Below are 22,346 nucleotides of genomic sequence, written 5' to 3' on the forward strand. Positions count from 1 at the left end.
CACTATTTAAGGAAGTTAAGTGATTCTTATTGTTACAGGTATTGATTCTATTTAAAGTGACCTTATATAAAGACCATAAGCCGAAAACGGAAGAGAGATAATTATGAACTTGGAGCGTTCCGAGCGTATTGAAATACCCGTGCTGCCATTACGAGATGTGGTCGTTTACCCACATATGGTCATTCCTCTGTTCGTTGGTCGTGAAAAGTCGATCAACTGCCTTCAATCTGCAATGGACAATGATAAGCAAGTTCTCTTGATTGCCCAAAAAGAAGCAGATACAGAAGAGCCGACCAAAGAAGATTTATTCCAAGTAGGTACTGTTGCGACCATTCTTCAATTGTTGAAGTTGCCTGACGGTACTGTAAAAGTGCTCGTTGAAGGTCAACAGCGCGCAAAAGTTCACTCTATTCGCGAAGATGATTTCTTTGTGGCAGATGCTGAATTTCTGACGACTCCACAAATTGATGACAAAGAAGAAGAGGTGGTAGTACGCAGTGCCATCAATCAATTTGAAGGTTTTATCAAGCTCAACAAAAAGATCCCACCAGAGGTATTAACCTCGTTAAACGGTATCGACGATGCACCGCGCCTAGCAGATTCAATTGCAGCTCATATGCCATTGAAATTGGCTGAAAAACAGCGCGTGCTAGAAATTATTGATGTAAACGAACGCCTAGAGTTCCTGATGGGAAGCATGGAGTCAGAAATTGACATCCTGCAAGTTGAAAAGCGCATTCGTGGCCGTGTTAAAAAGCAGATGGAGAAATCCCAGCGCGAGTATTATCTGAATGAGCAAATGAAAGCAATTCAGAAAGAATTGGGCGATATGGACGATGCTCCGGATGAGTTTGAAGCACTGAAGATCAAGATTGAAGAATCTAAAATGCCAAAAGATGCTCGTGAAAAAACCGAGCAAGAACTGCAAAAGCTGAAAATGATGTCTCCGATGTCAGCAGAAGCGACAGTGGTTCGTAGCTACATCGATTGGATGGTCGGCGTGCCTTGGACGAAGCGTTCAAAAGTGAAAAAGAACTTAGCTAAAGCTGAAGAAGTTCTGAATGCCGATCACTACGGTCTGGAGCGCGTTAAAGAACGTATTTTAGAGTATTTGGCGGTGCAAACTCGCATTAACAAGCTGAAAGGCCCTATCTTATGTTTGGTCGGTCCTCCAGGTGTGGGAAAAACCTCGCTGGGTCAGTCTATTGCTGCGGCAACAGGCCGTCAGTATACACGTATGGCGCTAGGTGGCGTACGTGATGAGGCTGAGATTCGTGGTCACCGTCGCACTTACATTGGTTCTATGCCGGGTAAACTCATTCAGAAGATGTCTAAGGTTGGGGTTAAAAACCCACTCTTCTTGCTCGATGAAATCGACAAAATGTCTTCAGACATGCGTGGCGATCCGTCATCAGCACTGCTAGAAGTGCTCGATCCTGAGCAAAATAATGCCTTTAACGATCATTATCTGGAAGTCGATTACGATCTGTCTGATGTTATGTTCGTGGCAACGTCAAACTCAATGAATATTCCGGGTCCATTACTTGATCGTATGGAAGTGATTCGCCTATCGGGTTATACAGAAGACGAAAAACTGAACATCGCTAAGAACCACTTGCTTGAAAAACAAATCAAGCGTAACGGCCTAAAAGCGCATGAGATTGAAATCGATGACTCCGCTATTATCGGTATTATTCGTTACTACACTCGTGAAGCGGGCGTGCGTAGCTTAGAGCGTGAAATCTCGAAGATTTGCCGAAAAGCGGTGAAAAATATCCTACTGGATAGTTCACTGAAACAAGTGGTGGTTAACCAAGATAACCTTAAAGAGTACTTGGGCGTGCAACGTTGTGATTACGGCAAAGCCGACGATCATAACCGCATTGGTCAAGTGACCGGTCTGGCGTGGACTGAAGTGGGTGGCGATCTATTAACCATCGAAACTGAATCTATGCTAGGCAAAGGCAAGTTGACTCAAACCGGTTCGTTAGGCGATGTTATGCAAGAGTCTATCCAAGCGGCGATGACGGTAGTAAGAAGCCGTGCTGACAAGCTAGGTATTGCACCAAACTTCTACGAGAAACGTGATATTCACGTTCACGTACCAGAAGGCGCAACACCAAAAGATGGCCCAAGTGCGGGTATCGCAATGTGTACCGCGCTGGTTTCTAGCTTGACGGGTAACCCAGTTAAAGCTGAAGTTGCTATGACAGGTGAGATTACACTGCGTGGTGAAGTACTGCCTATCGGCGGTCTTAAAGAGAAGCTATTAGCGGCTCACCGTGGCGGCATCAAAACGGTACTTATCCCTAAAGATAACGAGCGTGATTTGGAAGAAATCCCAGAAAACGTGAAGAAAGACATCACAGTGAAGCCAGTACAATGGATTGATGAAGTGCTAGCAATTGCACTGCAAAATGACCCAAGTGGGGTCACTTTCCAAGCGGAACAGTGATAAATAGCAAAAAATAGCATGTAAATTAAGCTGATAGGTATAAATTACTTGTCAGCTTTTTTATTGGACGCTACTTTAACAGTTGAGGCTATATCCCTTTCATACCAGGGCATGGCTAGATTCATAAAACAATGGAATTGACCTACTCTAAATTTCACATGAGTAGTAATAGGGGAATACACAGTGAACAAAACTCAGCTTATCGAAAAAATCGCAGACAACGCAGACCTGTCTAAAGCTTCTGCAGGCCGTGCGTTAGATGCAGTGGTTGAAACAATTAGTGAAACTTTGCAAAGTGGCGACCAAGTTGCTCTAGTGGGCTTTGGTACCTTTAGTGTCCGTACTCGTGCTGCTCGTACTGGTCGTAATCCAAAGACTGGTGATGAGATTCAAATTGCAGAGGCAAAAGTACCTGCATTTAAACCAGGTAAAGCTTTGAAAGACGCAGTTAACGAATAATCTGCCTTCAAATCGTATCAGATAGCAAATTATCGCTATCAAACCCTGTATTTATGCGCATCCTACTGGTGCGCATTTCTTTTTCTGATATTATCGAGGCAAAGATTTTTAGAGCCTGAATAGTATACAGGCCACATTTCGGAGTTTCGCACTATTATGATGGAAAGATTACGCGAAGGCGTAAATAGCATAGCCGTTAAGATCATTCTAGGTTTGATCATTCTCTCTTTCGTTTTCACTGGCGTGAGTGGCTATTTGGGTGGTGGACACAGTTCTGCTGCAAAAGTGGGAAATACTGAAATTTCTCGTCCTGAGTTTGAACAAGCGTATCAAAATGAACGTAACCGAGCTCAACAACAAATGGGTGATTACTTTACAAGCCAACTAGGCGACCCTGCATTCGTGCAATCGTTCCGTCAGCGTGTATTGGATCAAATGGTCAACCAAATATTGCTAGAGCAATACGCAGAATCTTTGGGTCTACGTGTTAGTGACCAAAAGGTACGTGAAGTGCTATTAAGCATGCCTCAGTTCCAAACTGACGGTAAGTTTGACCAACAAGTTTACCAAGCGGCACTTCGTCGCGGTGGCTATGACGCAGACAGTTTTGCGGAATACCTACGTAGTGACCTTGTTCGCCAAAAGATTTTGGGCGCTGTTGAACAAAGTGAATTTGCACTTCCACAAGAAGTGGCTCACGCTTCTGGTCTTTTAACTCAGACTCGTGACATTCGTACTATCACTATTCAACCAAGTGAAATGGCGAAAACAGTGGTACCAACCGCTGAGCAGCTACAAGAATTCTATAAGAACAACCCAGCTAACTTTACTCGTCCTGAGCAGTTCAAGATTTCTTATATTGAGCTTTCTGCAGAACAGATGAAGAAAAGCGATTCTGTGACGGATAAAGACGCGAAAGACTTCTATGAGAAGAACATCGATCGTTATTCGACTCATGAGCAACGTAGCCTTAGCCACATCTTGATTAAAGATGAAGCGAAAGCAAAAGATATTCTTAGCCAACTAAAAGCGGGTGCTGACTTTGCAACGCTAGCCAAAGAAAACTCTGAAGATATTGGTTCTGCAGAGAACGGCGGTTCTTTAGGTTTGGTTGAGAAGGGTGTTATGGACCCTAAATTTGAAGCAGCAGCATTTGCTCTACAAAATGTAGGCGATTACAGTGACGTTGTTAAATCAGATTTTGGTTACCACATCATCAAGCTAGACGGACTGAAGAGTGCGCAAGCTAAACCATTTGCTGAAGTTGCAGCTGAAATTAAAACAGAAGTGGCTGAGCAAGACGCGGTTAACCGTTTCTACGAACTGCAAAACAAACTAGAAACAGTGGCATTTGAATACCCTGACTCTCTAGATGATGCTGCTGAAGCCGTAGGCCAAAAAGTGGTAACCACTGACTTCATCTCAAATGCAGATGCTCCAGCGCTTCTTAAGTCGCCTGCAGTAATGCAAGAGCTACAAACACCTGAAGTCAGTGAAGATGGTTTGAACTCAGCAGTAGTTGAAGTTGATCCTGAACACATTGTTGTTGTTCGTATCGATGATTCTCGTCCACAAACTGTACTTCCTTACGAAGAAGTTGCAGCGCAAGTTAAAGACCAATACCAACAAGTTGAAGGTCGTAAACTGGCGACTGAATTGGCTGATAAAGTAGTTACTGCTCTTGAAGCTGGCGATGATGCAATTCTTGCAACTAACAAGTTGAGCTTTGGTGATATTGAAACAGTAAATCGTAGTTCTGAACTATCACACACTGTATTTGCTATCCCTCATCCGAGCAAAGAGACGCTTCACTACGCGAAATCTGTTGATACCGCAGGCAACATTGTGGTTATCGAGTTAGCGAAAGTGAATACAGCGATTGATCCTCAGTACAACAACCAAATTGGTCAGCAACTGAAGAGTGCTCACGTTCAACAAGATCTTATGGGCGTATTGCAAACACTGCGTAACAAGACTGATATCGAGTACTACATCTCTGAAGGTGCACAGTAGTTTATCATTCGTTGATACATAGTTTCACGGGCCGCATTTAGCGGTCCGTTCTAGTTTTTGTCCCGTCACATTTTCAATAAAACCGTTCTCTTCTAGGTTAGTCGATGAGGCTATGAGTTTGGCTCGTAGCAAATTTGATTGAAACAAGGAGATTAGGGATGACTTTTGCAAACCTGAAACGGTATTTGAGTATCGTACTTTTAGCGCTTGCGCCTTTGACTGTGTATGCTGCGGAGGAAAGCAAAGCGGCCCCCAAAGCTGATCACTATGAAGGGATCGAGATAGAGGTAAATATCAATACCGCCTCTAGTCATGAGCTTGCGACTTTGCTGGTGGGCGTGGGAGAAAAGAAAGCGCAGCAGATAGTGGCCTATCGAGAAGTGCACGGCGAGTTTAAACACGCGGATGATTTACAACAAGTGAAAGGGATAGGGCCTGCGACCGTTGATAAAAATCGGTCGCGTATTCGATTGTAGTGTCTATCGTTTGAGTATTTTTGGGGCGAGCAGAGCAATTGCTAGCCCTGTAATTGACCCTATTAGGTGTGATTCAGTGGAGACCCTTGCATTGATCAACTCTGCGGTAGAAAGCGATACAAGCCCGCTGTTTTCTGCTGTGAGTTTGATAGCTAAACCGGCTAACAAAAACCAACTGCTACGCTTGCCGGCGGCGATTTCTTGATAGGCATACATAGCAAACAGTCCATGTAGCACGCCAGACAGTCCGTAATAGATATTGGTATCGGTAAAGAGTAGCCCAACCCCAATCGCTATTGATAGAATTACGATAGCAATAGCCAGTGGCTTTACTTTCGCTTGAAACAGATGACAAATAACACATAATCCGGCGAGGTTCATCCCTAGATGATAAGTATTGGTGTGGGTGAAGTTTCCAGTAAGCAAGCGCCACCATTGATGGGATGTGACTAAATCCTGTTGCCAACGCAACGCTTCGGCAAGCGAAGGAATTAAAAACAGAGCTAAGATTAAGCTAAAAGCAATGAGGAATTTATACACGTTTTATGTCCCGATACTGTGAGCGATGTGGTCGCGCCAAGAAAGCCTGTCTATGCCAATGGATAGAAACGGTTGAAAGCTCTGTTGAAGTTGTCATTTTGCAGCACCCAAGCGAGGTGAATCAAGCAAAAGGTACTGCAAAAATTATAGAGTTATCTGTTTCACCCTGTCAGTTATTAGTGGGTGAGGATTTTTCTGAGCATCCCAAGCTCAATCAATGGGTTGCTGAGCCTAATACTCTGAATCTATTGATGTATCCTTCTCCTGATTCTGTCGAGCTTACTGCTGATTATCTGTTAACGCGCTTAGCGCTACCTATGCAAGAGCAAGGTTGTCAGAATTTGCATGAGAAGACGCAGTGTAAAACGCGTTTGTTTCTTATCGATGGCACTTGGAAAAAAGCGTTTAAAATCTTTCAGCTTTCGCAAAATTTGCATGCGCTTAATCAGGTGCATTTACCGACCCACTTACAAGGGCGATACACCATTCGCAAAGCGCCAAAAGAAAACGCCTTATCGACGTTAGAGGCGGCCTATCACGCATTAACTTTATTAAAGGCCTGTGATGCAACGCCGTTAATTACTGCCTTTGATAAAATGATTGAGTTTCAAATAGCGCAATTACCCACTGGCAGTTATGACAAGTATCTCGGCGGACGTAATCGTTAACTGGCAAACATCTTGGAATGTAGCTTTTGCGCGTAACCGTCAGTCATTGCTGAGATATAGTCACACAGCACTCTAAAGCCCTGATCTTGTTGGTCCCTAGCCAGTTGCCATTTCTTCTTAGTGGCATCTGGAAGTAGTCGCTCCGGATCGCCGCTAAAGGCTTCAAACAAATCGATGATGACTTGCTGGCCTTTATATTCGATTAGTTGTACCTCAGTGGCTTGAATCACATAGTTACTGACAAAGTCTTTAAATACTTTCAGTATCTCCAACATAGGCTCGTGCAAGGTTGCGTTATATCTCAGGAGTGGCTGGGTGAAGTTAGGCGTGGTGATTTCTTTGATCTCAGCGCTGGTGAGCAGGGCATTGACTATGCTGCCAATGGCATCTTTACGTAGGTAGTGCTCACCCGAAAAAAGCTGCTCGGTAAGCTGTTGTATTTCGCTCTCCATCCATGCATGTCCACAATGGGCAAGTTGATTGGCCGCAGACTCAAGCCACTGCTGTTTAGAGACTAAGCCAAGTACGATGGCATCTTCTAGATCGTGCACACCATAGGCAATGTCATCAGCCAGCTCCATAATGGAACAGTCTAAAGATTTAAACTGTGTTTTTTTAGTAATAGAGCGTTGACCTGAATGGGGCTGCAATTGGCAAAATGCTTGCCTATCTTGCTCTGAAAGAGGCTGTAGTACCCAATCAAAATAGCTTTGGTCAACATCAAATACGCCCTTAGCGGGCATCCAGCGACTGGCTTTAAGTTGTCTAGGGTTATCAACGCCATCAGGAATTGAATCCCGTTCAACTCGGCTGAGTAAAGAGGGGTATTTTAACAGTCCAAGTAAGGTGCGTCGGCACAGATTCATGCCATGATGTTGGGTATAGGGTTCGAGTTGGCTGACGATGCGAAAGGTTTGAGCGTTGCCTTCAAACCCGCCATGTTCGCGCATCATATAATTAAGCGCGACCTCGCCACCATGCCCATAGGGTGGATGCCCAATATCATGCGCAAGGCAGAGCGTTTCTATTAAGCTGGTGGTGGGCAGTATTGAGTGTAAGTCGGCGTATTTTGATTGCAGTTGCGCCAATATCCCTGAGCCAATTTGCGCCGCTTCTAAAGAGTGAGTTAATCGCGTTCGGTGAAAGTCGTTGCCTCCAGTGCCATGCACTTGGGTTTTAGCTTGTAAACGCCGAAACGCCGCCGAGTGTAGAACACGCGCTCGATCTCTTTGGTAGGGATCGCGGTGATCATTTAGGCGCACTTTTTGTTCGTTATTGATGCGTTGTTGCCAGAGGTTATCGACTTCCATGTGATTTAACTGCTCGTCTGGGTTATTTTAATTAAAACGATTAACTGATCTCATCCAATGTTAACTCAAAACTGGCGGAAAAAGTTTTGAGGAAATAGCACATTTCAGGAGAATCTCTATCTTGTAGTGTTTGTTCTAAGCGTCGTTTAGCGGCGGCAAATTCGTGATTTCCCGCCGAAAGCTCTTCTAAACATTTAAGATAGGCGCAGATGCTATCCGCTTGCTTCACTAAACAGTATTCTTCTTCTGTAGTCTCGCCACTGATCAGGAAAGGTTTAAAGTCTTCGACCAATTCTTCTGGCACCATCGACAATAATTTTTGTTCGGCAGCGGCTTCTATCTTTTTGTATTCTTTCGCGATGTAAGGGTTGTAGTATTTGACTGGTGTCGGAAGATCGCCAGTAAGCACTTCACTGCTGTCGTGATACATGCCTAATACCGCGATACGTTCCGGGTTTACTGTACCGTTAAATTTTTTGTTCTTAATGATGGCTAGAGCATGCGCCACAAACGCCACTTGTAGGCTGTGCTCAGAGATATTCTCTTTAGAAACCGAACGCATTAATGGCCAGCGTTGGATAAGCTTCATTCGAGCTAAATGTGCGAAAAAATGGCTTTCTGTGTGCATGCTAATCATCCTTAAGGTGTAAAAAAAGAGGCGCTAGGCCTCTTTAATATAAATTATTGTGCGTATTGAGTAATGAAACGCTCGAAGCGACTGATCGCTATTTCGAGATCCTCAGCATAAGGCAATGTCACTATTCTGAAGTGATCGGGTTTTGGCCAATTAAACCCTGAACCTTGCACCAACAACACTTTTTCTTGTTGTAAAAAGTCTAGCACCATTTTTTGGTCGTCATGGATCTTGTAGATTTTTGGATCTAGTTTAGGGAAAAGGTATAACGCGCCCTTAGGTTTAACACACGAAACCCCAGGTATTGACGTGATCATGTCGTAGGCTTTATCACGCTGTTCGAGCAGGCGTCCGCCCGGTAAAATCAGCTCATTAATACTTTGATAGCCACCGAGTGCGGTTTGCACCGCATGTTGCATCGGCACGTTAGCACACAAACGCATTGAGGCGAGCATATCTAAACCATCCACATAGCCTTTGGCGATATGTTTTGGTCCACTAATAAACATCCACCCACTACGGAAGCCACAAATACGATACGCTTTCGATAGACCGTTAAATGTCACCATGACGACGTCATCAGCTAATGTCGCAATAGAGGTGTGCGTTGCGCCATCGTAAAGAATTTTGTCGTAGATTTCGTCAGCAAAGATAATCAACTTATGTTGGCGCGCAATCTCAACGATTTGTAATAGAAAATCTCGGCTGTACACCGCCCCTGTAGGGTTGTTTGGGTTGATCAGTACAATGCCGCGAGTTTTAGGCGTGATTTTGGCTTTAATATCTTCAAGGTCTGGAAACCAATCGGATTCTTCATCACAAATATAGTGAACAGGGGTGCCTCCCGATAGGGATACCGCCGCACTCCATAAAGGATAGTCGGGCGCAGGAACCAGCATTTGGTCACCGTTATCGAGCAATGCTTGCATCGCCATAACGATCAGCTCAGAAACACCGTTACCCATATAGACATCTTCAACATCTAACGACAGTAAGCCTTTCTTTTGATAATGCTGAACTACGGCTTTACGTGCAGAGTAAATGCCTTTTGAATCACAGTAGCCTTGAGAGGTAGGCAGATGCCTAAGTACATCGACTAAGATTTCTTCTGGCGTATCAAAGCCAAATGGGGCGGGATTACCAATGTTTAGCTTAATTATTTTCTGCCCTTCTTCTTCCATACGCTTAGCATGTTTCAGTATAGGACCACGAATGTCATAGCATACATTATCGAGTTTTGACGACATCTCGATATTTTTCATTGTCAACCCCTAGATTCAATCGATGAGAATAGTATCAAATTACACTAAATTGATGTTTTTGAGTAGAAAAATCTATGCTTAAACAATTGAGTTATCAAGAATTACGAGCTTAAATTTATGTTTACTCTACAATTGTAGTTGTCTCGCTTGATTTGGCTAATCACTCGCTCTAGAGTAAGCCAATTATTCTGTAATCATAAGAGAAATAGAGGGTTAGAGGTCACATTGTCTTTTTTCGCACATGCTATAAAACAGCTCGCCCACCATGTAGAAACTGCGCCGATTGACGCTTGTCGTATAGAGGTGCCAGTAGAGGATGTGTGTATTGATTCTGTTCTTCCTTGGATGGAAAGTCAGCCTATTTTCCCTAAGTTTTACTGGCAATCGAGAGATACCACAGAAGAGGTTATCGCTTTAGGTCAAGCTAGAACATTTAATGAAATTAACCCTGCTTATTCAATGCTTAACCAAAATCAGCGCATTTGGGGAGGCTATGCTTTCCCTTATAAGAATAATAAAGGACGCTGTTTAAAATCATTCTTCTTTTTGCCTCATATTGAACTACTTCGTCGTAATCAAGATTGGTTTCTGGCGGTCAATCTGATGGAAGATAGAGATGCGGTGCGTCGTGCGGTGCATTTGCTTAATAACGATACTTTATCTTTTTCAAAGCCACTGCCTGCGGTGACGAAAGTGACGCACATTCCTGATCAAGCGTTGTGGACACACAATGTTGATTTGGCTTTGGAGTCCATTAGCCATAGCGAATTGAAAAAAGTGGTGCTAGCACGCAAAACGACGGTCAAACTTGATGCGACTTTAAAAGGGGTTGAATTATTAGCCCTAAGCCGTGAGCAAAATCGTCACAGTTTTCACTTTTTATTGCAATTAGAGGAAGGGCACTCCTTTATTGGATCTACACCTGAAAGGCTGTATAGCCGTCGCGGACAACTGATAGAAACAGAAGCATTGGCCGGTACTATTGGGCGGCACAGCCAGCCGGTTCGAGATTTAGAGCTGGCAAATTGGTTGATTCATGACAAAAAGAACCTACAAGAAAACCAATATGTTGTAGATGATATTGTCGATAGTTTAGTGCCATTTTGCTCCAGTGTTGAGGTTGAAGATGAAGCGCGCTTAGTGAAGCTGCGCCGCGTTCAGCATTTAAAAAGACACATTCAAGCCGAGCTATCTAAACACGCCGATAAAAGTAAGCTATTGCAAGCTCTGCAACCTACTGCCGCTATCGCAGGGTTGCCACGTCACTTAGCTCTTGATTTTATTGAACAGCACGAACCTTTTTCTCGTTCATGGTATAGCGGATCTGTGGGTTACATTAGTGACCAAAGCGCGGAGTTCTGTGTCGCGATTCGTAGTGCGATGGTGCAAGGTGATAATTTACATCTGTTTGCGGGTGCAGGTATTGTGCCTGGATCTAAGGCTGAACATGAGTGGCAAGAGTTGGACAAGAAAATGTCGACTTTATTAAGCCTAATTACCGAGCAAAGCGTATTGGAACAAGCTTCATGAGTGAGCTATCCCCTGAACAAGTCTCTTTACAACACCTTTCTCAAGCGCAGATTAATCGAGTCTGGTCATCGGTATTGCTAGAAGAAGCGAGCCGATTTGGCGCTAAACATGTGTGTATTGCGCCGGGTTCTCGTTCTACCCCGTTGGCACTAGAAGCGATTGAGCACAAAGAGCTCATTTTGCACACTCATTTTGATGAGCGCGGGCTGGGATTTTTTGCGTTAGGTATTGCTAAATCGACGCAACAACCTGTGATAGTTATTGTCACCTCGGGCACTGCGGTCGCCAATTTACTGCCTGCGGTGGTTGAAGCCAACCTTACTGGCGAAAAACTGATATTACTCACCGCAGACAGACCGGTTGAGCTAGTTGGTGTGGGCGCCAATCAAGCCATTGTTCAGAAAGGGATATTTTCTTCTCATGTTAGTAAGGCCTTAGCTCTGCCAAGCCCTAGTGCTGAGGTTGATGTTGGCTGGTTGTTATGTCAGTTTGATGAGGCATTGAATAGGCAAGCGACATTGAAAGGGCCGATTCATATCAATTGCCCGTTTCCTGAACCTTTGTATGTTGCCGATAGCCCGAGGTTAGCTCAAGTGGCTGAACTGCCTAAGCATTGGCTTATCGGTAAAAGCCCATTCTCAATATGCACCGCAGATGCTACTGATGATAGCGATGCATTGCTTCATTTTGTGCAGCAACATCGTCATTTAAAAGGGCTGATTATTGTTGGCCGATTGGCGCTTGAGAAAGCCGAGCAAGTCAAAGCTCTTGCCGAACAATTAGGCTGGCCGATTTTATGCGATCCGCAGTCAGGCATAAGCTCTGATTGGAGCTGTTATGATGTTTGGCTACAAAATAAAGCTCATCAGCAACAACTTGCCCAGAGTGAAGTGGTGCTACAGTTTGGCGCTCGACTAGTGTCAAAACGCTTACTCAGTTTTTTAAAGCAAAGAGTAGCGGAAGCGGACTTTAAACAATACGCATTGGTATGCGATGAAGCCGGGGTATTAAACCCCGATCATTTGCCAATGCAACGCTTTGTTGGAAAGTGGTCTCTGCCTTTAGGTTTTGTCGAATCATCAAACAGTAGGGGTTGGGCTGATGGACTGAAAGCAGCAAGTTTGATGGTGGTTGCCAAGACTCACCGTTTAATTGCAGAAACGCTTACCGAGCTAGAAGTTGCCAGTAAATTACAAGAGATCACCCAAGGTTATCCGCTGTTTTTGGGTAACAGTTTAGGGGTGCGGTTGGTTGATATGACCTGCGTCAACTTACACAGTGAGGTGTTTTCCAACCGCGGCGCATCAGGCATTGATGGCATAGTAGCGACCAGCGCGGGTGTTGGCGCAGGTTTGAATAAACCTACGTTGACCCTTATTGGTGATACCTCATTACTGCATGATTTAAATTCACTGTCACTGCTGGCAAACAGCGGCGGTATTGTGCTGCTGCTCAACAATGATGGCGGAGCTATTTTTGATATGTTACCTGTGGATGAAAATCATAAGCAGCGTCTTTATCAGATGCCACATGGTTATCAATTTGCCCACACGGCGAAGCAATTTAATATGGACTATCAACGTCCGACAACATGGCAGCAATTAAAGCAAGCCATTACTGACTTTGAAGCAAGTTCATCCTCTTCATTACTGATTGAAGTTGTGACTCCCGCAGGGCAAGCCTCCGCGCATATTAAATCACTCTGCTCAACCATTCAGGGGCTGTAAATGCCCCTAAATCACCACTCTTGCAAGCCCCTAAATTCTTCGCAACTGAGTGCGCTTCGTCCCACACAGCAAAAGCCTGCATTACGCTTGTTATTTGTGCACGGCTTTTTAGGCAGTAGTAAAGATTGGCAATCGCTGGTGGAGTATTTGCCTGCTCAGTGGGATGTGTACGCTATAGACCTTCCCGGACATGGCTGTGCGAGTGATATGTTGATCCCGAATAGCTTTGATGGCTTTGTTGACAATATCTGCCAACAATTACAGCAATTACCTGATGGTCATGTTTTAGATGCTCAAGCGTCAGATGAGCAAGTGCCTGTGGTTTTAGTCGGCTATTCGCTAGGCGCACGTTTATTAATGCACTTAGCGCTGCAAGTTCAGCAACGCAATATCGCCATTGCAGGATTTGTATTAGAAGGAGGAAACTTTGGCCTGCAACTAGGGTCAGAGAAACAGGAGCGTTGGCAAAGTGACAGCCGTTGGATTGAGCGTTTCGCACAACAGGCACTGCCAGATGTATTGCATGATTGGTATCAGCAATCGGTATTTTCATCTTTAAGCAGTGAGCAAAAATCTCGGTTGGTCGAGGAGCGATCGCGCAATAATGGTAAAGCATTAGCCAAAGTCATGACGGTGACTTCACTAGCTAAGCAGCAGTATTTACTGCCCCAGTTACACTGCGCAGGACACAGCACCCAGTATAAGATTTACTATATTGTGGGAGAGCATGATGCAAAGTTTTGTCATTTGTACGCGCAAAATACCGTGCCTTATGAGGTGATATTAGGGGCTGGACATAACGCTCATAAAGAACAACCCTATAAATATGCGCAAAAATTGACACAGCTCTTATCCATTGCACAGTCAAACTAGATATTATGCTCCTCGCATGATGCAGGCATTAACGCTGGGTTAAATGTTGGCTCAAATGTTGGCTTAGGAAATTATAATTATGAGAAAGGCGAGTTTATATCGTTATCAGCTTGAGATGGATAGCGGTGTTATTTTACGTGAACAAAAACTGACAAGCCGAGAAGGCTGGGTAGTCGAATTATCTGAAAACGATCGCATTGGTTATGGCGAGGTGGCACCTTTAATAGGATTTAGCCACGAAACGATGGACCAAGCATTTGTAGAAGTGGTTGCTCGACTAAAGAAATGGACGCAGGGAGAAGAGTTAGACTGTAACTCTCCTTACCCTTCGGTTGCTTTTGGTTTATCCATGGCACAATACGAATTAAATGGATTATTGGGTGCTGAAGGTAACTATCAAGCTGCTCCTTTTTGCCACGGTGATCCAGACGATCTTCTGCCTGCATTAAATGCAATGCAGGGTGATAAAGTAGCCAAAATTAAAGTTGGTTTATATGAGCCGATCCGTGATGGCATTTTAGTTAACTTATTTTTAGAAGCCACGCCTGATATCCAGTTAAGACTGGACGCCAACCGAGTTTGGAGCTTAGAGAAAGCCAAAAAGTTTGCCAGTAAAATTAACCCTTCGCTACGCTCTCGCATTCAATATATTGAAGAGCCGTGCAGTGCGCCGGGTGACAGCCTAACGTTTGCCATAGAAACCGGTATTGCCATTGGTTGGGATGAAACTCTACAAAATGGTGTGATGAACCCAGATTTTAATCTTGAATTTCTTACTGGCGCCAAAGCGATTGTGATTAAACCGATGCTCATTGGTAATTTGCAGCGTTGTATTCAATTGATAGAAAAAGCTCAAGCGCTAGGGCTTATCGCGGTGATCAGCTCAAGTATTGAGTCCAGTTTAGGATTGTCCCAGCTGGCGCGCCTAGCGCATCAATTTACCCCAATGACCACGCCGGGCTTAGATACACTACAGCTGTATAAAGAGCAGTTGCATACGCCGTGGCCAGGAAGTGAATTACCGGTCAGAAGTTTAAGCTCTCAAACCTTAGTTTGGCAGCAGAGCTCGGAATAAACTTTGCCGCTTAGTACGCCTTTTTCTCATCAATCCCCCCTTTGTTATTGGAGTGAATGCTCTGATAACAAAGCTATTGCAACTCCAGTTCCAATTCAAGCAACCGCTCAAACAACAACCCAGAAAACAAAGCTAAATAGCTGTGCTCTAGAATGCAGTGACGGGCGTTATTCATGGTCAGAGTTGGCAAGGTATGTCGCGAGCGTACGACAGCAATTGTCGTCGATAGGATTAGGCGATAATGATGTGCTGATGTTGGTGACTGCGCACAGCTCACTGCAAAGTTTAATAGTGTATCTAGCCGCACTAGAAGCTGGGATAGTGGTTTCGATAGTACCTTTATTGCCGGAATCTGAGCTTATTAAGCGCCAAGCTTTACTTGGCTGCACACATTGTTATTTGTGCCCAAGCGTGGAGTCTCAATTAGCGGATTCAATTGACGCTATCTATCTAGACTTTACAGTTTTTGATCTTGCTTCTAGGGATTGTGAGCCCTCCCATTCATATTTTTCTGCATCGAATATCGCAAGCTTGATTTTCACATCAGGCTCGACAGGCGATCCCAAGGCAGTAGCGCACAGCGCGACAAACCATTTAGCCTCTGCCATCGGATTACAGCAACAATTTAGCTTTGATGCTTCGAGCACTTGGCTTTTGTCTTTACCGCTGTTTCATGTTTCTGGTTTAGCTATAGTGTGGCGTTGGCTGCTCAGTGGCTGTTGCTTGCGCTTAAAAGAGGGAAAGGGATTAAACCTGCAAGGCGTTACCCACACATCAATGGTGCCAACCCAACTGCAACAAGTATTACAACAAATAGAACGCGGAGCACTGCCAACGCCTTTAACCTTGCAACGAGTATTATTGGGCGGCGCTATTATTCCTCATCAACTGGCAAATGCGGCGCGTGAATATGGCATTGATACTTGGGCGGGATATGGGTTGACCGAAATGGCATCCACAGTGACCGCTAAACGAGTGGATGAGACCGATAGTGCAGGGCAAGTGCTAGGCAAGCGCGCGATAAAAATTGATCATCAAACCATCTTGGTGGCAGGCGAGACCTTAGCGGTGGGTTATTGGCAAAAAGGAAGGCTATCCCCGCTACCAATGTGTGATGGTTGGTTTGATACCAAAGATCTTGGTCGCTGGCAAAATGATGAACTGGTCATTATGGGGCGAGCGGATAACCTGTTTATTTCTGGCGGTGAGAATATCCACTGTGAAGAAATTGAGCGGGTATTAATCAAACATCCATCGATTATGCAGGCATTTATTGTGCCAGTGGTCGACTCAACCTTTGGTCATAGACCAGTGGCGTTATTGGCTTTGTCGCAAGGCACAATTAACGGCGCGTTAAAGCAAGAGCTTAACGAGCTTTGCTTATCCTTTCTACAAAAATTCAAATGTCCTATTGCTTACCTACCAATACCGAGCACCTTATTAAATCAGGGAATTAAGGTTTCTCGAGCCAAACTTAAAAACTGGTTATCAGAGCAGCAAATCGAGCATTTCTAGCGCATCTATTATAACGAAAATTCACAGTTTCAATTTTTATAGAATCATTTAGTTATGATATAGAGCAAAACAGTTTTTCTCAAAGCAGGTCGATAGCGTCATAATCCTAACCAATGAATAGGGTAATTAATTTACCAACTGATATAACGGAATGGACTATGTATTTTCTTTGGGCACTTGTCGCAGCATGTTTAGGCGTAGCAATAGCCGATCACGGCTTATTGGGTTCAATTGCGCAGGCGCTGGGTTTTGCGCTAGTGGTGGGAATAGCATTTAGCCAAAGTGGTAAGTCGGTAAAGAAAAGCAGTGACTGGCTACTGTCGAGAGTAAAGCCAAGTCACTATGATAAGGTGCTATAAATACAACAGGGTAATTAACGCTCTAGCGACCCATTAATGCAGAAGCCATAGTAAAGTCCCGACAGAAATCGTTAACCATAAGCCGACACCAAATAATAAAGGTTTAACGCCCGCTTCTTTGACTTGATCTAATGAAATAGCAGAGCCAATCAAAAATAAACAAGCCACTAAGGTTTGTTTTGCCACCGAAAAGGTCATGTGATAAAACGCATCAAATTGTGGCAATAAATCACTCACAACCACAGCCGCAATATATAAGAAGATAAAGGTAGGCACTTTTATTTTGTGTTCCTTGCCCTTACCAAAATACCAAGCACTGCCAATGGTCACAGGAATAATCCACAAAGCGCGAGCCAGTTTTAATGTAGTTGCTGTGCGCAGTGCTTCTTCACCGTAGGCACTAGCTGCGCCTACCACAGATGAAGTATCGTGAATCGCAATGGCCGCCCAAACCCCAAAAGTGTGCTGATCTAGATTTAAAGCATGACCAATCACAGGAAAGACAAACAGCGCGATTGAGTTGAGAATAAAGACAGTAGCAAGCGCTAAACCCGTTTGGTTAGCATTGGCATTGATCGCGGGAGATACGGCCACAATGGCGCTTCCGCCACAAATCGCGGTACCACTTGAAATGAGATAACCGGTTTTCTTATCTATGCCCAGTTTAATCGCCACCCAGGTACCAAGCAGTAGGGTAACAAAAATCGTGGTCATGATAAGACCGATACCACTAGAGGTCGCTTTAAAGGCTTCTGCCAACGAAATACCAAAACCTAAACCAATAATAGAATAGCTCAGTAATTTTTTGGTCCATTTTGCAATCGGTAAGTGGGTCGGCACTAACCCTAGTTGGGATAAAATTAATCCCAAAACTAACGCGGATGGTGACTGCAATAATGGTGTAAAACATAGGACGAGCACAATAAAAAATGGAATGTGCTTTTTGGTAAATAACGGCATAGGATTAGCTATCTTTAAATTTGCGCTTATGATAACTACCTCAAGCCAAATACACATAATTAATGTAGGGTTTAGCACTCATTGTTCTATTGAAAACACTGTATATGCTATCTGGTGATTAAAAAGAGTGTGATGCAGTGCTAGATTGCAATAAACTTTAACAACTCAATGAGCAAAGCCAGTTCATTTATTTAATGCTAATAGGTAGTATTAAACCGACTCATAGAAATCAAAGAGAGATTATGAAACGCATTTTTTCGATTATGGCTGTATTGCTAGTATCAGTAGCTATGGTGTATGCACCTGTTACTGAAGCAAAGCGATTTGGCGGTGGTAAATCTTTTGGTAAGAGCTTTAAAACGGCTCCGGCACCGAAAGCAAAACCAACAAACACTAATTCTTTAAACAACAAAGGCACGCAAAATCCAACGAGAAGAGGCGGATTAATGGGTGGCCTTATGGGAGGCTTACTTGCGGGTGGTCTGCTAGCGGCGTTCTTTGGCGGTGCGTTTGAGGGTATCCAGTTTATGGATATTCTTATTATTGGTTTGATTGCCTTTTTTGCCTTCAAATTCTTGCGCGGTATGCTGGGAGCAAAAGCAGGCAGTATGAATCAGCAGCGTCCAGCGTATTCAAACGGCCCTCAAGCAAGCAACAGTCAGTTTAAACAGCAAGCTGAGCCGCAATCGTTCACTGAGTCAAAACCGTTTACTGAGCCAGCATCATCAAACACTGGTTTTGGTAGTTCAGCACATTCAGATGTGCCACATAACTACCCACCGGGTTTTGACCATGCTGCTTTCGTGAATGGTTCACGTGAACATTACCGTATTTTGCAAGGCGCATGGAATCACAATGAGTTAGAAACGATTCGTGAATACGTATCGGCAAGCTTGTTTGATGACCTAAAATCAGAGCGTGCTTCACTACAAGGTGAACAGCATACAGACGTTATGTATGTAGACGCTGAAATTGTACGTGCTGATTACGACGCAAGCAAAGCGCAACTTAGCTTGCAGTTTACGGGTCGCTACCGTGACACAGTAGAAAATGTTGAAGAAGATATCAGTGATATCTGGCACCTTGAGCGTGATCTTACTCAGCCAAATGCACCATGGTTGATTGTCGGTATTCAAGTGTAATTTCTTTTGCATAGCAAATACTAACGAAAGGTCGGAACTGAGTTCCGGCCTTTTTTTGCTCTATAATACCAATCGTACTAAATAACTGGTCATTCTAGCTTGTTAAAATGCTCGATAACGGCGTTAGAATTTTTGATTGTAGAATAACTACTTATCGAAAAATTCTGCCTTGTTCTCGAGCATTTTTCCTGCGCTAGCTCTGATCACTTACTTAGTGTGATTGGTATAATTTTGATTGATATGAACAATTAGAATTCAATAAACAGAAATCCTTATCAGCACGTATACTTTATGACACTAAGTAGGTAGAGGAATAAGAGACAGTTTCTTCTGCGTATATTTTTAAAAAGGAAGAGGTATAAAGTATATGAACATTATCCTATTTTTGTTGATCGGTGCTGTTGCAGGTTGGTTAGCAGGTAACTTCATGAAAGGCGGCGGCTTTGGTGTGGTTGGCAATATTGTGGTTGGTGTTTTAGGTGCTGTTGTGGGTGGTGTGGTATTTAACGCTATTGGCTTAGCCGCAGGTGGCATTGTTGGCTCTTTGGTTGTGTCGACTGTTGGCGCCATACTGCTACTGTACATTGTTGGTTTTATTAAACGACTTTGATCTTCACCTTCCAATAATATCGATAGGCGATTTTGCGCCTTTTAGTGAGCGTATATTGTTTTATGTAAATGACGTACTATATGCTCACTTATCTTGATACAGACTCTTATGACTAGCATCCCAATCAAACAAATCTCTGAAAAACAGGTGAACGAACCTGAAGTAGCGTGCAGTACTTGCTGCGCCAGTTGTTGCCGTTTAGAGGTGATGATCATTACCGATACGGGAGTTCCTGAAGAGCATATTGCTACCGATAAATGGGGCGGGGAAACCATGTTACGTCTAGAGGACGGGTGGTGCTCAGCGGTAGATAGAGACACTATGTTGTGCACTATTTATGAAAATCGTCCTTGGATCTGTCGAGAGTTTGAAATGGGTTCTTATGAGTGTCGTAACGAATGGGAGACTCGTAATTAGACGTTATTGACGCTCTTATAATTTGTTTAGCGCAACAGACAAAAAAAGGCCGGTATTTAAAAATACCGGCCTTTGTCATTTTAGTCAGTGAGCAACGATTATTGAGTTGCTTGAATTGCTGTTAGAGCAACTGTGTAAACGATATCGTCTACTAGTGCGCCACGAGACAAGTCATTAACTGGTTTGCGCATGCCTTGCAGCATTGGACCGATAGATACTAGGTCTGCTGAACGCTGTACCGCTTTGTAAGTTGTGTTACCAGTGTTTAGGTCTGGGAATACAAATACAGTTGCTTTACCTGCTACAGGAGAGTTAGGTGCTTTAGAAGCTGCTACGTTCTCCATGATTGCTGCATCGTACTGTAGAGGACCGTCGATCACTAGATCAGGACGTTTCTCTTGAGCAAGTTTAGTTGCTTCACGTACTTTATCTACGTCTGCGCCTTTACCTGACTCACCAGTAGAGTAAGAGATCATTGCAACGCGAGGGTCGATGCCGAATGCCGCTGCAGAATCTGCAGATTGGATAGCGATTTCAGCCAATTGCTCTGCTGTTGGATCTGGGTTGATTGCACAGTCACCGTATACCAATACTTGATCAGGCAGAAGCATGAAGAAGATTGAAGAAACGATAGACGCATCAGGTGCAGTCTTGATGATTTGGAACGGAGGAACGATAGTGTTTGCTGTAGTGTGAACTGCACCAGAAACAAGACCGTCTACTTCGCCATTCTCAAGCATCATAGTACCTAGGAATACTGAATCTTGTAGCTTCTCACGAGCCACAACTTCAGTCATGCCTTTCTTAGAGCGAAGCTCTACAAGACGTGCAACGTAGTTTTCACGTACTGCATCAGAATCGATGATTTCAACGCCAGCGCCTAGCTCAACACCTTGTTGTGCTGCAACGCGACGGATTTCGTCAGGGTTACCAAGAAGTACACAGTTAGCGATACCGCGCTCAGCACAGATAGCCGCAGCTTTAACTGTACGTGGCTCATCACCTTCTGGAAGAACGATACGCTTGTTAGCACGACGAGCAAATTCAGTTAGCTGGTAACGGAATGCTGGTGGGCTTAGACGACGAGATGCAACAACACCTTCAGTTAGAGTATCAATCCAAGGACCGTCGATGTGGCTTGCAACGTGTTCGTTAACGAACTCGATACGCTCTTTATCATCTGCTGGTACTTCAACGCTAAAGCTTTGAAGGTTTAGAGATGTCTGCCAAGTGTTACCTTGTGCTTTGAAGATAGGTAGACCTGAGTCAAATGCTGGTTGACATAGACCACGAATTTCTTCAGGGATGTCGTAACCGCCAGTCAATAGGATTGCACCGATTTCAACGCCGTTCATTGATGCAAGAGCTGCTGCTACGATTACATCTGGACGGTCTGCTGAAGTTACAAGCAGTGAACCTGGTTTGAAGTGCTCAATCATGTTTGGTAGAGAGCGTGCACAGAAAGTGATGCTCTTAATACGACGGCTAGAGATTTCGCCTTCGTTGATGATATCAGCGTTTAGGTGTTTAGCCATATCGATAGCACGAGTAGCGATAAGCTCTACACTCCAAGGCACACAACCTAGTACGCGTACTGGGCTAGTGTTGAAGATTTCCATTGACTGGATATTCGCTTGTTGAGCTGCATCAGAATCATCAAAGATTTCAGATAGGTCAGGGCGAGTACGGCCAGCTTCATCCACAGGAGCGTTAAGTTTGTTGATGATAACGCCTGAGATGTTTTTGTTTTTCTTGCCACCGAAGTTAGATACTGCAACTTCGATACGCTCTTTAAGTTGAGATGGGTTGTAAGTGCCTGGAGTAGCAACGAACACGATCTCAGCGCCAAGAGTTTTAGCAATTTCTTCGTTCACTTGGTTAGCAAACGGGTGCTTACGAGTAGGAACAAGACCTTCAATCAGGGTCACATCTGCGTCGTTAATTTGGTTGAAACGCTCAACGATTGTTTCTAGCAAAACGTCAGTTTGCTCGTTACGGATAAGCGATTGCGCTTCGTCCATTGGCGTTGGAGTACCAATCTTAATATCATTGTTTGATTTAAGAATAGTAGATGTTAGATCTGGTTGGTTGCCGCCTGTACGTGGCTGAGCGATAGGCTTGTAAAACGAAACGTTTACACCTTTGCGCTCCATGGCACGAATAACGCCCATGCTAACACTAGTAAGACCAACACCGGCGCTAATTGGGACAAGCATAATGGTACGAGACATAGTCTGAAGACCTCGAAATGTATGAAAAAGTCTCAGCTGGGGGAGCAGCTGAACCAAAACTAAACAGGTGAGGAAATCCTCACCTGTTTA

The 22,346-nt window shown here is 44.1% G+C and carries 20 protein-coding genes; 14 read left to right on the forward strand and 6 right to left on the reverse strand.

Features of this window, described 5'->3' with window-relative positions; genetic code table 11:
* The first annotated feature begins 103 nt into the window (after positions 1–103).
* From lon to OCU38_RS03430, 4 genes are all read left to right on the forward strand, one after another.
* Positions 104–2,455, forward strand: a complete 2,352-nt coding sequence (lon, locus tag OCU38_RS03415) for an endopeptidase La (RefSeq protein WP_261823745.1) — start codon at positions 104–106, stop codon at positions 2,453–2,455.
* A gap of 183 nt (positions 2,456–2,638) precedes the next feature.
* Positions 2,639–2,914, forward strand: coding sequence for an HU family DNA-binding protein (locus tag OCU38_RS03420; protein WP_021714028.1), 276 nt, complete (start codon positions 2,639–2,641; stop codon positions 2,912–2,914).
* A 156-nt stretch (positions 2,915–3,070) separates the two neighbouring features.
* Complete coding sequence (gene ppiD / locus OCU38_RS03425; protein ID WP_261823746.1) at positions 3,071–4,927, forward strand: peptidylprolyl isomerase; 1,857 nt, start codon at positions 3,071–3,073, stop codon at positions 4,925–4,927.
* Positions 4,928–5,085: 158 nt separating this feature from the next.
* Positions 5,086–5,403: a ComEA family DNA-binding protein gene (locus OCU38_RS03430; protein ID WP_390625237.1), complete on the forward strand. Its 318-nt coding sequence runs from the start codon at positions 5,086–5,088 to the stop codon at positions 5,401–5,403.
* Positions 5,404–5,406: 3 nt separating this feature from the next.
* Here OCU38_RS03430 and rrtA read toward each other — a convergent pair whose 3' ends face one another.
* Entirely contained in the window at positions 5,407–5,943 is a 537-nt protein-coding gene (rrtA, locus tag OCU38_RS03435) for a rhombosortase (protein WP_261823747.1), read from the reverse strand.
* A 5-nt stretch (positions 5,944–5,948) separates the two neighbouring features.
* On the opposite strand from rrtA, the gene OCU38_RS03440 reads away from it, so the two are divergent.
* Positions 5,949–6,611, forward strand: a complete 663-nt coding sequence (locus tag OCU38_RS03440) for a tRNA-uridine aminocarboxypropyltransferase (RefSeq protein WP_261823748.1) — start codon at positions 5,949–5,951, stop codon at positions 6,609–6,611.
* Here OCU38_RS03440 and OCU38_RS03445 read toward each other — a convergent pair.
* From OCU38_RS03445 to OCU38_RS03455, 3 genes are read right to left on the reverse strand one after another with little or no spacing between them, the layout of a single operon-like run.
* A complete protein-coding gene (locus tag OCU38_RS03445; RefSeq protein ID WP_261823749.1) occupies positions 6,608–7,921 on the reverse strand; it encodes an anti-phage deoxyguanosine triphosphatase in 1,314 nt (437 codons plus the stop codon). The genes OCU38_RS03440 and OCU38_RS03445 overlap by 4 nt on opposite strands.
* A gap of 40 nt (positions 7,922–7,961) precedes the next feature.
* On the reverse strand, positions 7,962–8,549 hold the full coding sequence (gene yfbR, locus OCU38_RS03450) for a 5'-deoxynucleotidase (protein ID WP_261823750.1): 588 nt from the start codon (positions 8,547–8,549) through the stop codon (positions 7,962–7,964).
* 53 nt (positions 8,550–8,602) lie between these two features.
* On the reverse strand, positions 8,603–9,817 hold the full coding sequence (locus OCU38_RS03455) for a pyridoxal phosphate-dependent aminotransferase (RefSeq protein WP_261823751.1): 1,215 nt from the start codon (positions 9,815–9,817) through the stop codon (positions 8,603–8,605).
* A gap of 225 nt (positions 9,818–10,042) precedes the next feature.
* Between OCU38_RS03455 and OCU38_RS03460 the strand changes: the two genes are divergently transcribed.
* The 6 genes from OCU38_RS03460 (at position 10,043) to OCU38_RS03485 (ending at position 16,896) form a co-directional block, all read left to right on the forward strand.
* A complete protein-coding gene (locus tag OCU38_RS03460; protein WP_261823752.1) occupies positions 10,043–11,347 on the forward strand; it encodes an isochorismate synthase in 1,305 nt (434 codons plus the stop codon).
* Complete coding sequence (gene menD, locus OCU38_RS03465; protein ID WP_261823753.1) at positions 11,344–13,074, forward strand: 2-succinyl-5-enolpyruvyl-6-hydroxy-3-cyclohexene-1-carboxylic-acid synthase; 1,731 nt, start codon at positions 11,344–11,346, stop codon at positions 13,072–13,074. Before OCU38_RS03460 ends, menD begins: the two co-directional genes overlap by 4 nt.
* Complete coding sequence (gene menH / locus OCU38_RS03470; RefSeq protein WP_261823754.1) at positions 13,075–13,947, forward strand: 2-succinyl-6-hydroxy-2,4-cyclohexadiene-1-carboxylate synthase; 873 nt, start codon at positions 13,075–13,077, stop codon at positions 13,945–13,947. It abuts the gene before it with no gap.
* 79 nt (positions 13,948–14,026) lie between these two features.
* Positions 14,027–15,022, forward strand: a complete 996-nt coding sequence (menC, locus tag OCU38_RS03475; protein WP_261823755.1) for an o-succinylbenzoate synthase — start codon at positions 14,027–14,029, stop codon at positions 15,020–15,022.
* A gap of 3 nt (positions 15,023–15,025) precedes the next feature.
* Positions 15,026–16,537 carry an o-succinylbenzoate--CoA ligase gene (menE, locus tag OCU38_RS03480; protein WP_261823756.1) on the forward strand — a complete coding sequence of 504 codons (1,512 nt, stop codon included), beginning with the start codon at positions 15,026–15,028 and terminating at the stop codon, positions 16,535–16,537.
* Positions 16,538–16,695: 158 nt separating this feature from the next.
* Entirely contained in the window at positions 16,696–16,896 is a 201-nt protein-coding gene (locus OCU38_RS03485) for a hypothetical protein (RefSeq protein WP_023402914.1), read from the forward strand.
* Positions 16,897–16,929: 33 nt separating this feature from the next.
* Here OCU38_RS03485 and OCU38_RS03490 read toward each other — a convergent pair whose 3' ends face one another.
* Positions 16,930–17,856: a YeiH family protein gene (locus OCU38_RS03490; protein ID WP_261823757.1), complete on the reverse strand. Its 927-nt coding sequence runs from the start codon at positions 17,854–17,856 to the stop codon at positions 16,930–16,932.
* 242 nt (positions 17,857–18,098) lie between these two features.
* Between OCU38_RS03490 and OCU38_RS03495 the strand changes: the two genes are divergently transcribed.
* The 3 genes from OCU38_RS03495 (at position 18,099) to OCU38_RS03505 (ending at position 20,025) form a co-directional block, all read left to right on the forward strand.
* Entirely contained in the window at positions 18,099–18,998 is a 900-nt protein-coding gene (locus OCU38_RS03495; RefSeq protein WP_261823758.1) for a Tim44 domain-containing protein, read from the forward strand.
* 367 nt (positions 18,999–19,365) lie between these two features.
* On the forward strand, positions 19,366–19,608 hold the full coding sequence (locus tag OCU38_RS03500; RefSeq protein ID WP_261823759.1) for a GlsB/YeaQ/YmgE family stress response membrane protein: 243 nt from the start codon (positions 19,366–19,368) through the stop codon (positions 19,606–19,608).
* A 108-nt stretch (positions 19,609–19,716) separates the two neighbouring features.
* The gene (locus tag OCU38_RS03505) at positions 19,717–20,025 is read left to right on the forward strand and encodes a YkgJ family cysteine cluster protein (protein WP_261823760.1); all 309 of its coding nucleotides are present in this window, start codon (positions 19,717–19,719) and stop codon (positions 20,023–20,025) included.
* Positions 20,026–20,123: 98 nt separating this feature from the next.
* On the opposite strand, the gene pta is transcribed toward OCU38_RS03505, so the two are convergent.
* Positions 20,124–22,256 carry a phosphate acetyltransferase gene (gene pta, locus OCU38_RS03510; RefSeq protein WP_152821632.1) on the reverse strand — a complete coding sequence of 711 codons (2,133 nt, stop codon included), beginning with the start codon at positions 22,254–22,256 and terminating at the stop codon, positions 20,124–20,126.
* Positions 22,257–22,346: the final 90 nt, after the last annotated feature.

The organism is Vibrio neonatus, from assembly GCF_024346975.1.
GTDB classification, from domain to species: Bacteria; Pseudomonadota; Gammaproteobacteria; order Enterobacterales; family Vibrionaceae; genus Vibrio; species Vibrio neonatus.

Bases quoted from the DNA above. Each gene is read 5' to 3' on its own strand.
- lon (WP_261823745.1), top strand. From the start codon at position 104: ATGAACTTGGAGCGTTCCGAGCGTATTGAAATACCCGTGCTGCCATTA.
- ppiD (WP_261823746.1), top strand. From the start codon at position 3,071: ATGATGGAAAGATTACGCGAAGGCGTAAATAGCATAGCCGTTAAGATC.
- OCU38_RS03430 (WP_390625237.1), top strand. From the start codon at position 5,086: ATGACTTTTGCAAACCTGAAACGGTATTTGAGTATCGTACTTTTAGCG.
- OCU38_RS03440 (WP_261823748.1), top strand. From the start codon at position 5,949: ATGTCCCGATACTGTGAGCGATGTGGTCGCGCCAAGAAAGCCTGTCTA.
- OCU38_RS03445 (WP_261823749.1), bottom strand. From the start codon at position 7,921: ATGGAAGTCGATAACCTCTGGCAACAACGCATCAATAACGAACAAAAA.
- yfbR (WP_261823750.1), bottom strand. From the start codon at position 8,549: ATGCACACAGAAAGCCATTTTTTCGCACATTTAGCTCGAATGAAGCTT.
- OCU38_RS03455 (WP_261823751.1), bottom strand. From the start codon at position 9,817: ATGAAAAATATCGAGATGTCGTCAAAACTCGATAATGTATGCTATGAC.
- menD (WP_261823753.1), top strand. From the start codon at position 11,344: ATGAGTGAGCTATCCCCTGAACAAGTCTCTTTACAACACCTTTCTCAA.
- menH (WP_261823754.1), top strand. From the start codon at position 13,075: ATGCCCCTAAATCACCACTCTTGCAAGCCCCTAAATTCTTCGCAACTG.
- menC (WP_261823755.1), top strand. From the start codon at position 14,027: ATGAGAAAGGCGAGTTTATATCGTTATCAGCTTGAGATGGATAGCGGT.
- OCU38_RS03485 (WP_023402914.1), top strand. From the start codon at position 16,696: ATGTATTTTCTTTGGGCACTTGTCGCAGCATGTTTAGGCGTAGCAATA.
- OCU38_RS03490 (WP_261823757.1), bottom strand. From the start codon at position 17,856: ATGCCGTTATTTACCAAAAAGCACATTCCATTTTTTATTGTGCTCGTC.
- OCU38_RS03495 (WP_261823758.1), top strand. From the start codon at position 18,099: ATGAAACGCATTTTTTCGATTATGGCTGTATTGCTAGTATCAGTAGCT.
- OCU38_RS03500 (WP_261823759.1), top strand. From the start codon at position 19,366: ATGAACATTATCCTATTTTTGTTGATCGGTGCTGTTGCAGGTTGGTTA.
- OCU38_RS03505 (WP_261823760.1), top strand. From the start codon at position 19,717: ATGACTAGCATCCCAATCAAACAAATCTCTGAAAAACAGGTGAACGAA.
- pta (WP_152821632.1), bottom strand. From the start codon at position 22,256: ATGTCTCGTACCATTATGCTTGTCCCAATTAGCGCCGGTGTTGGTCTT.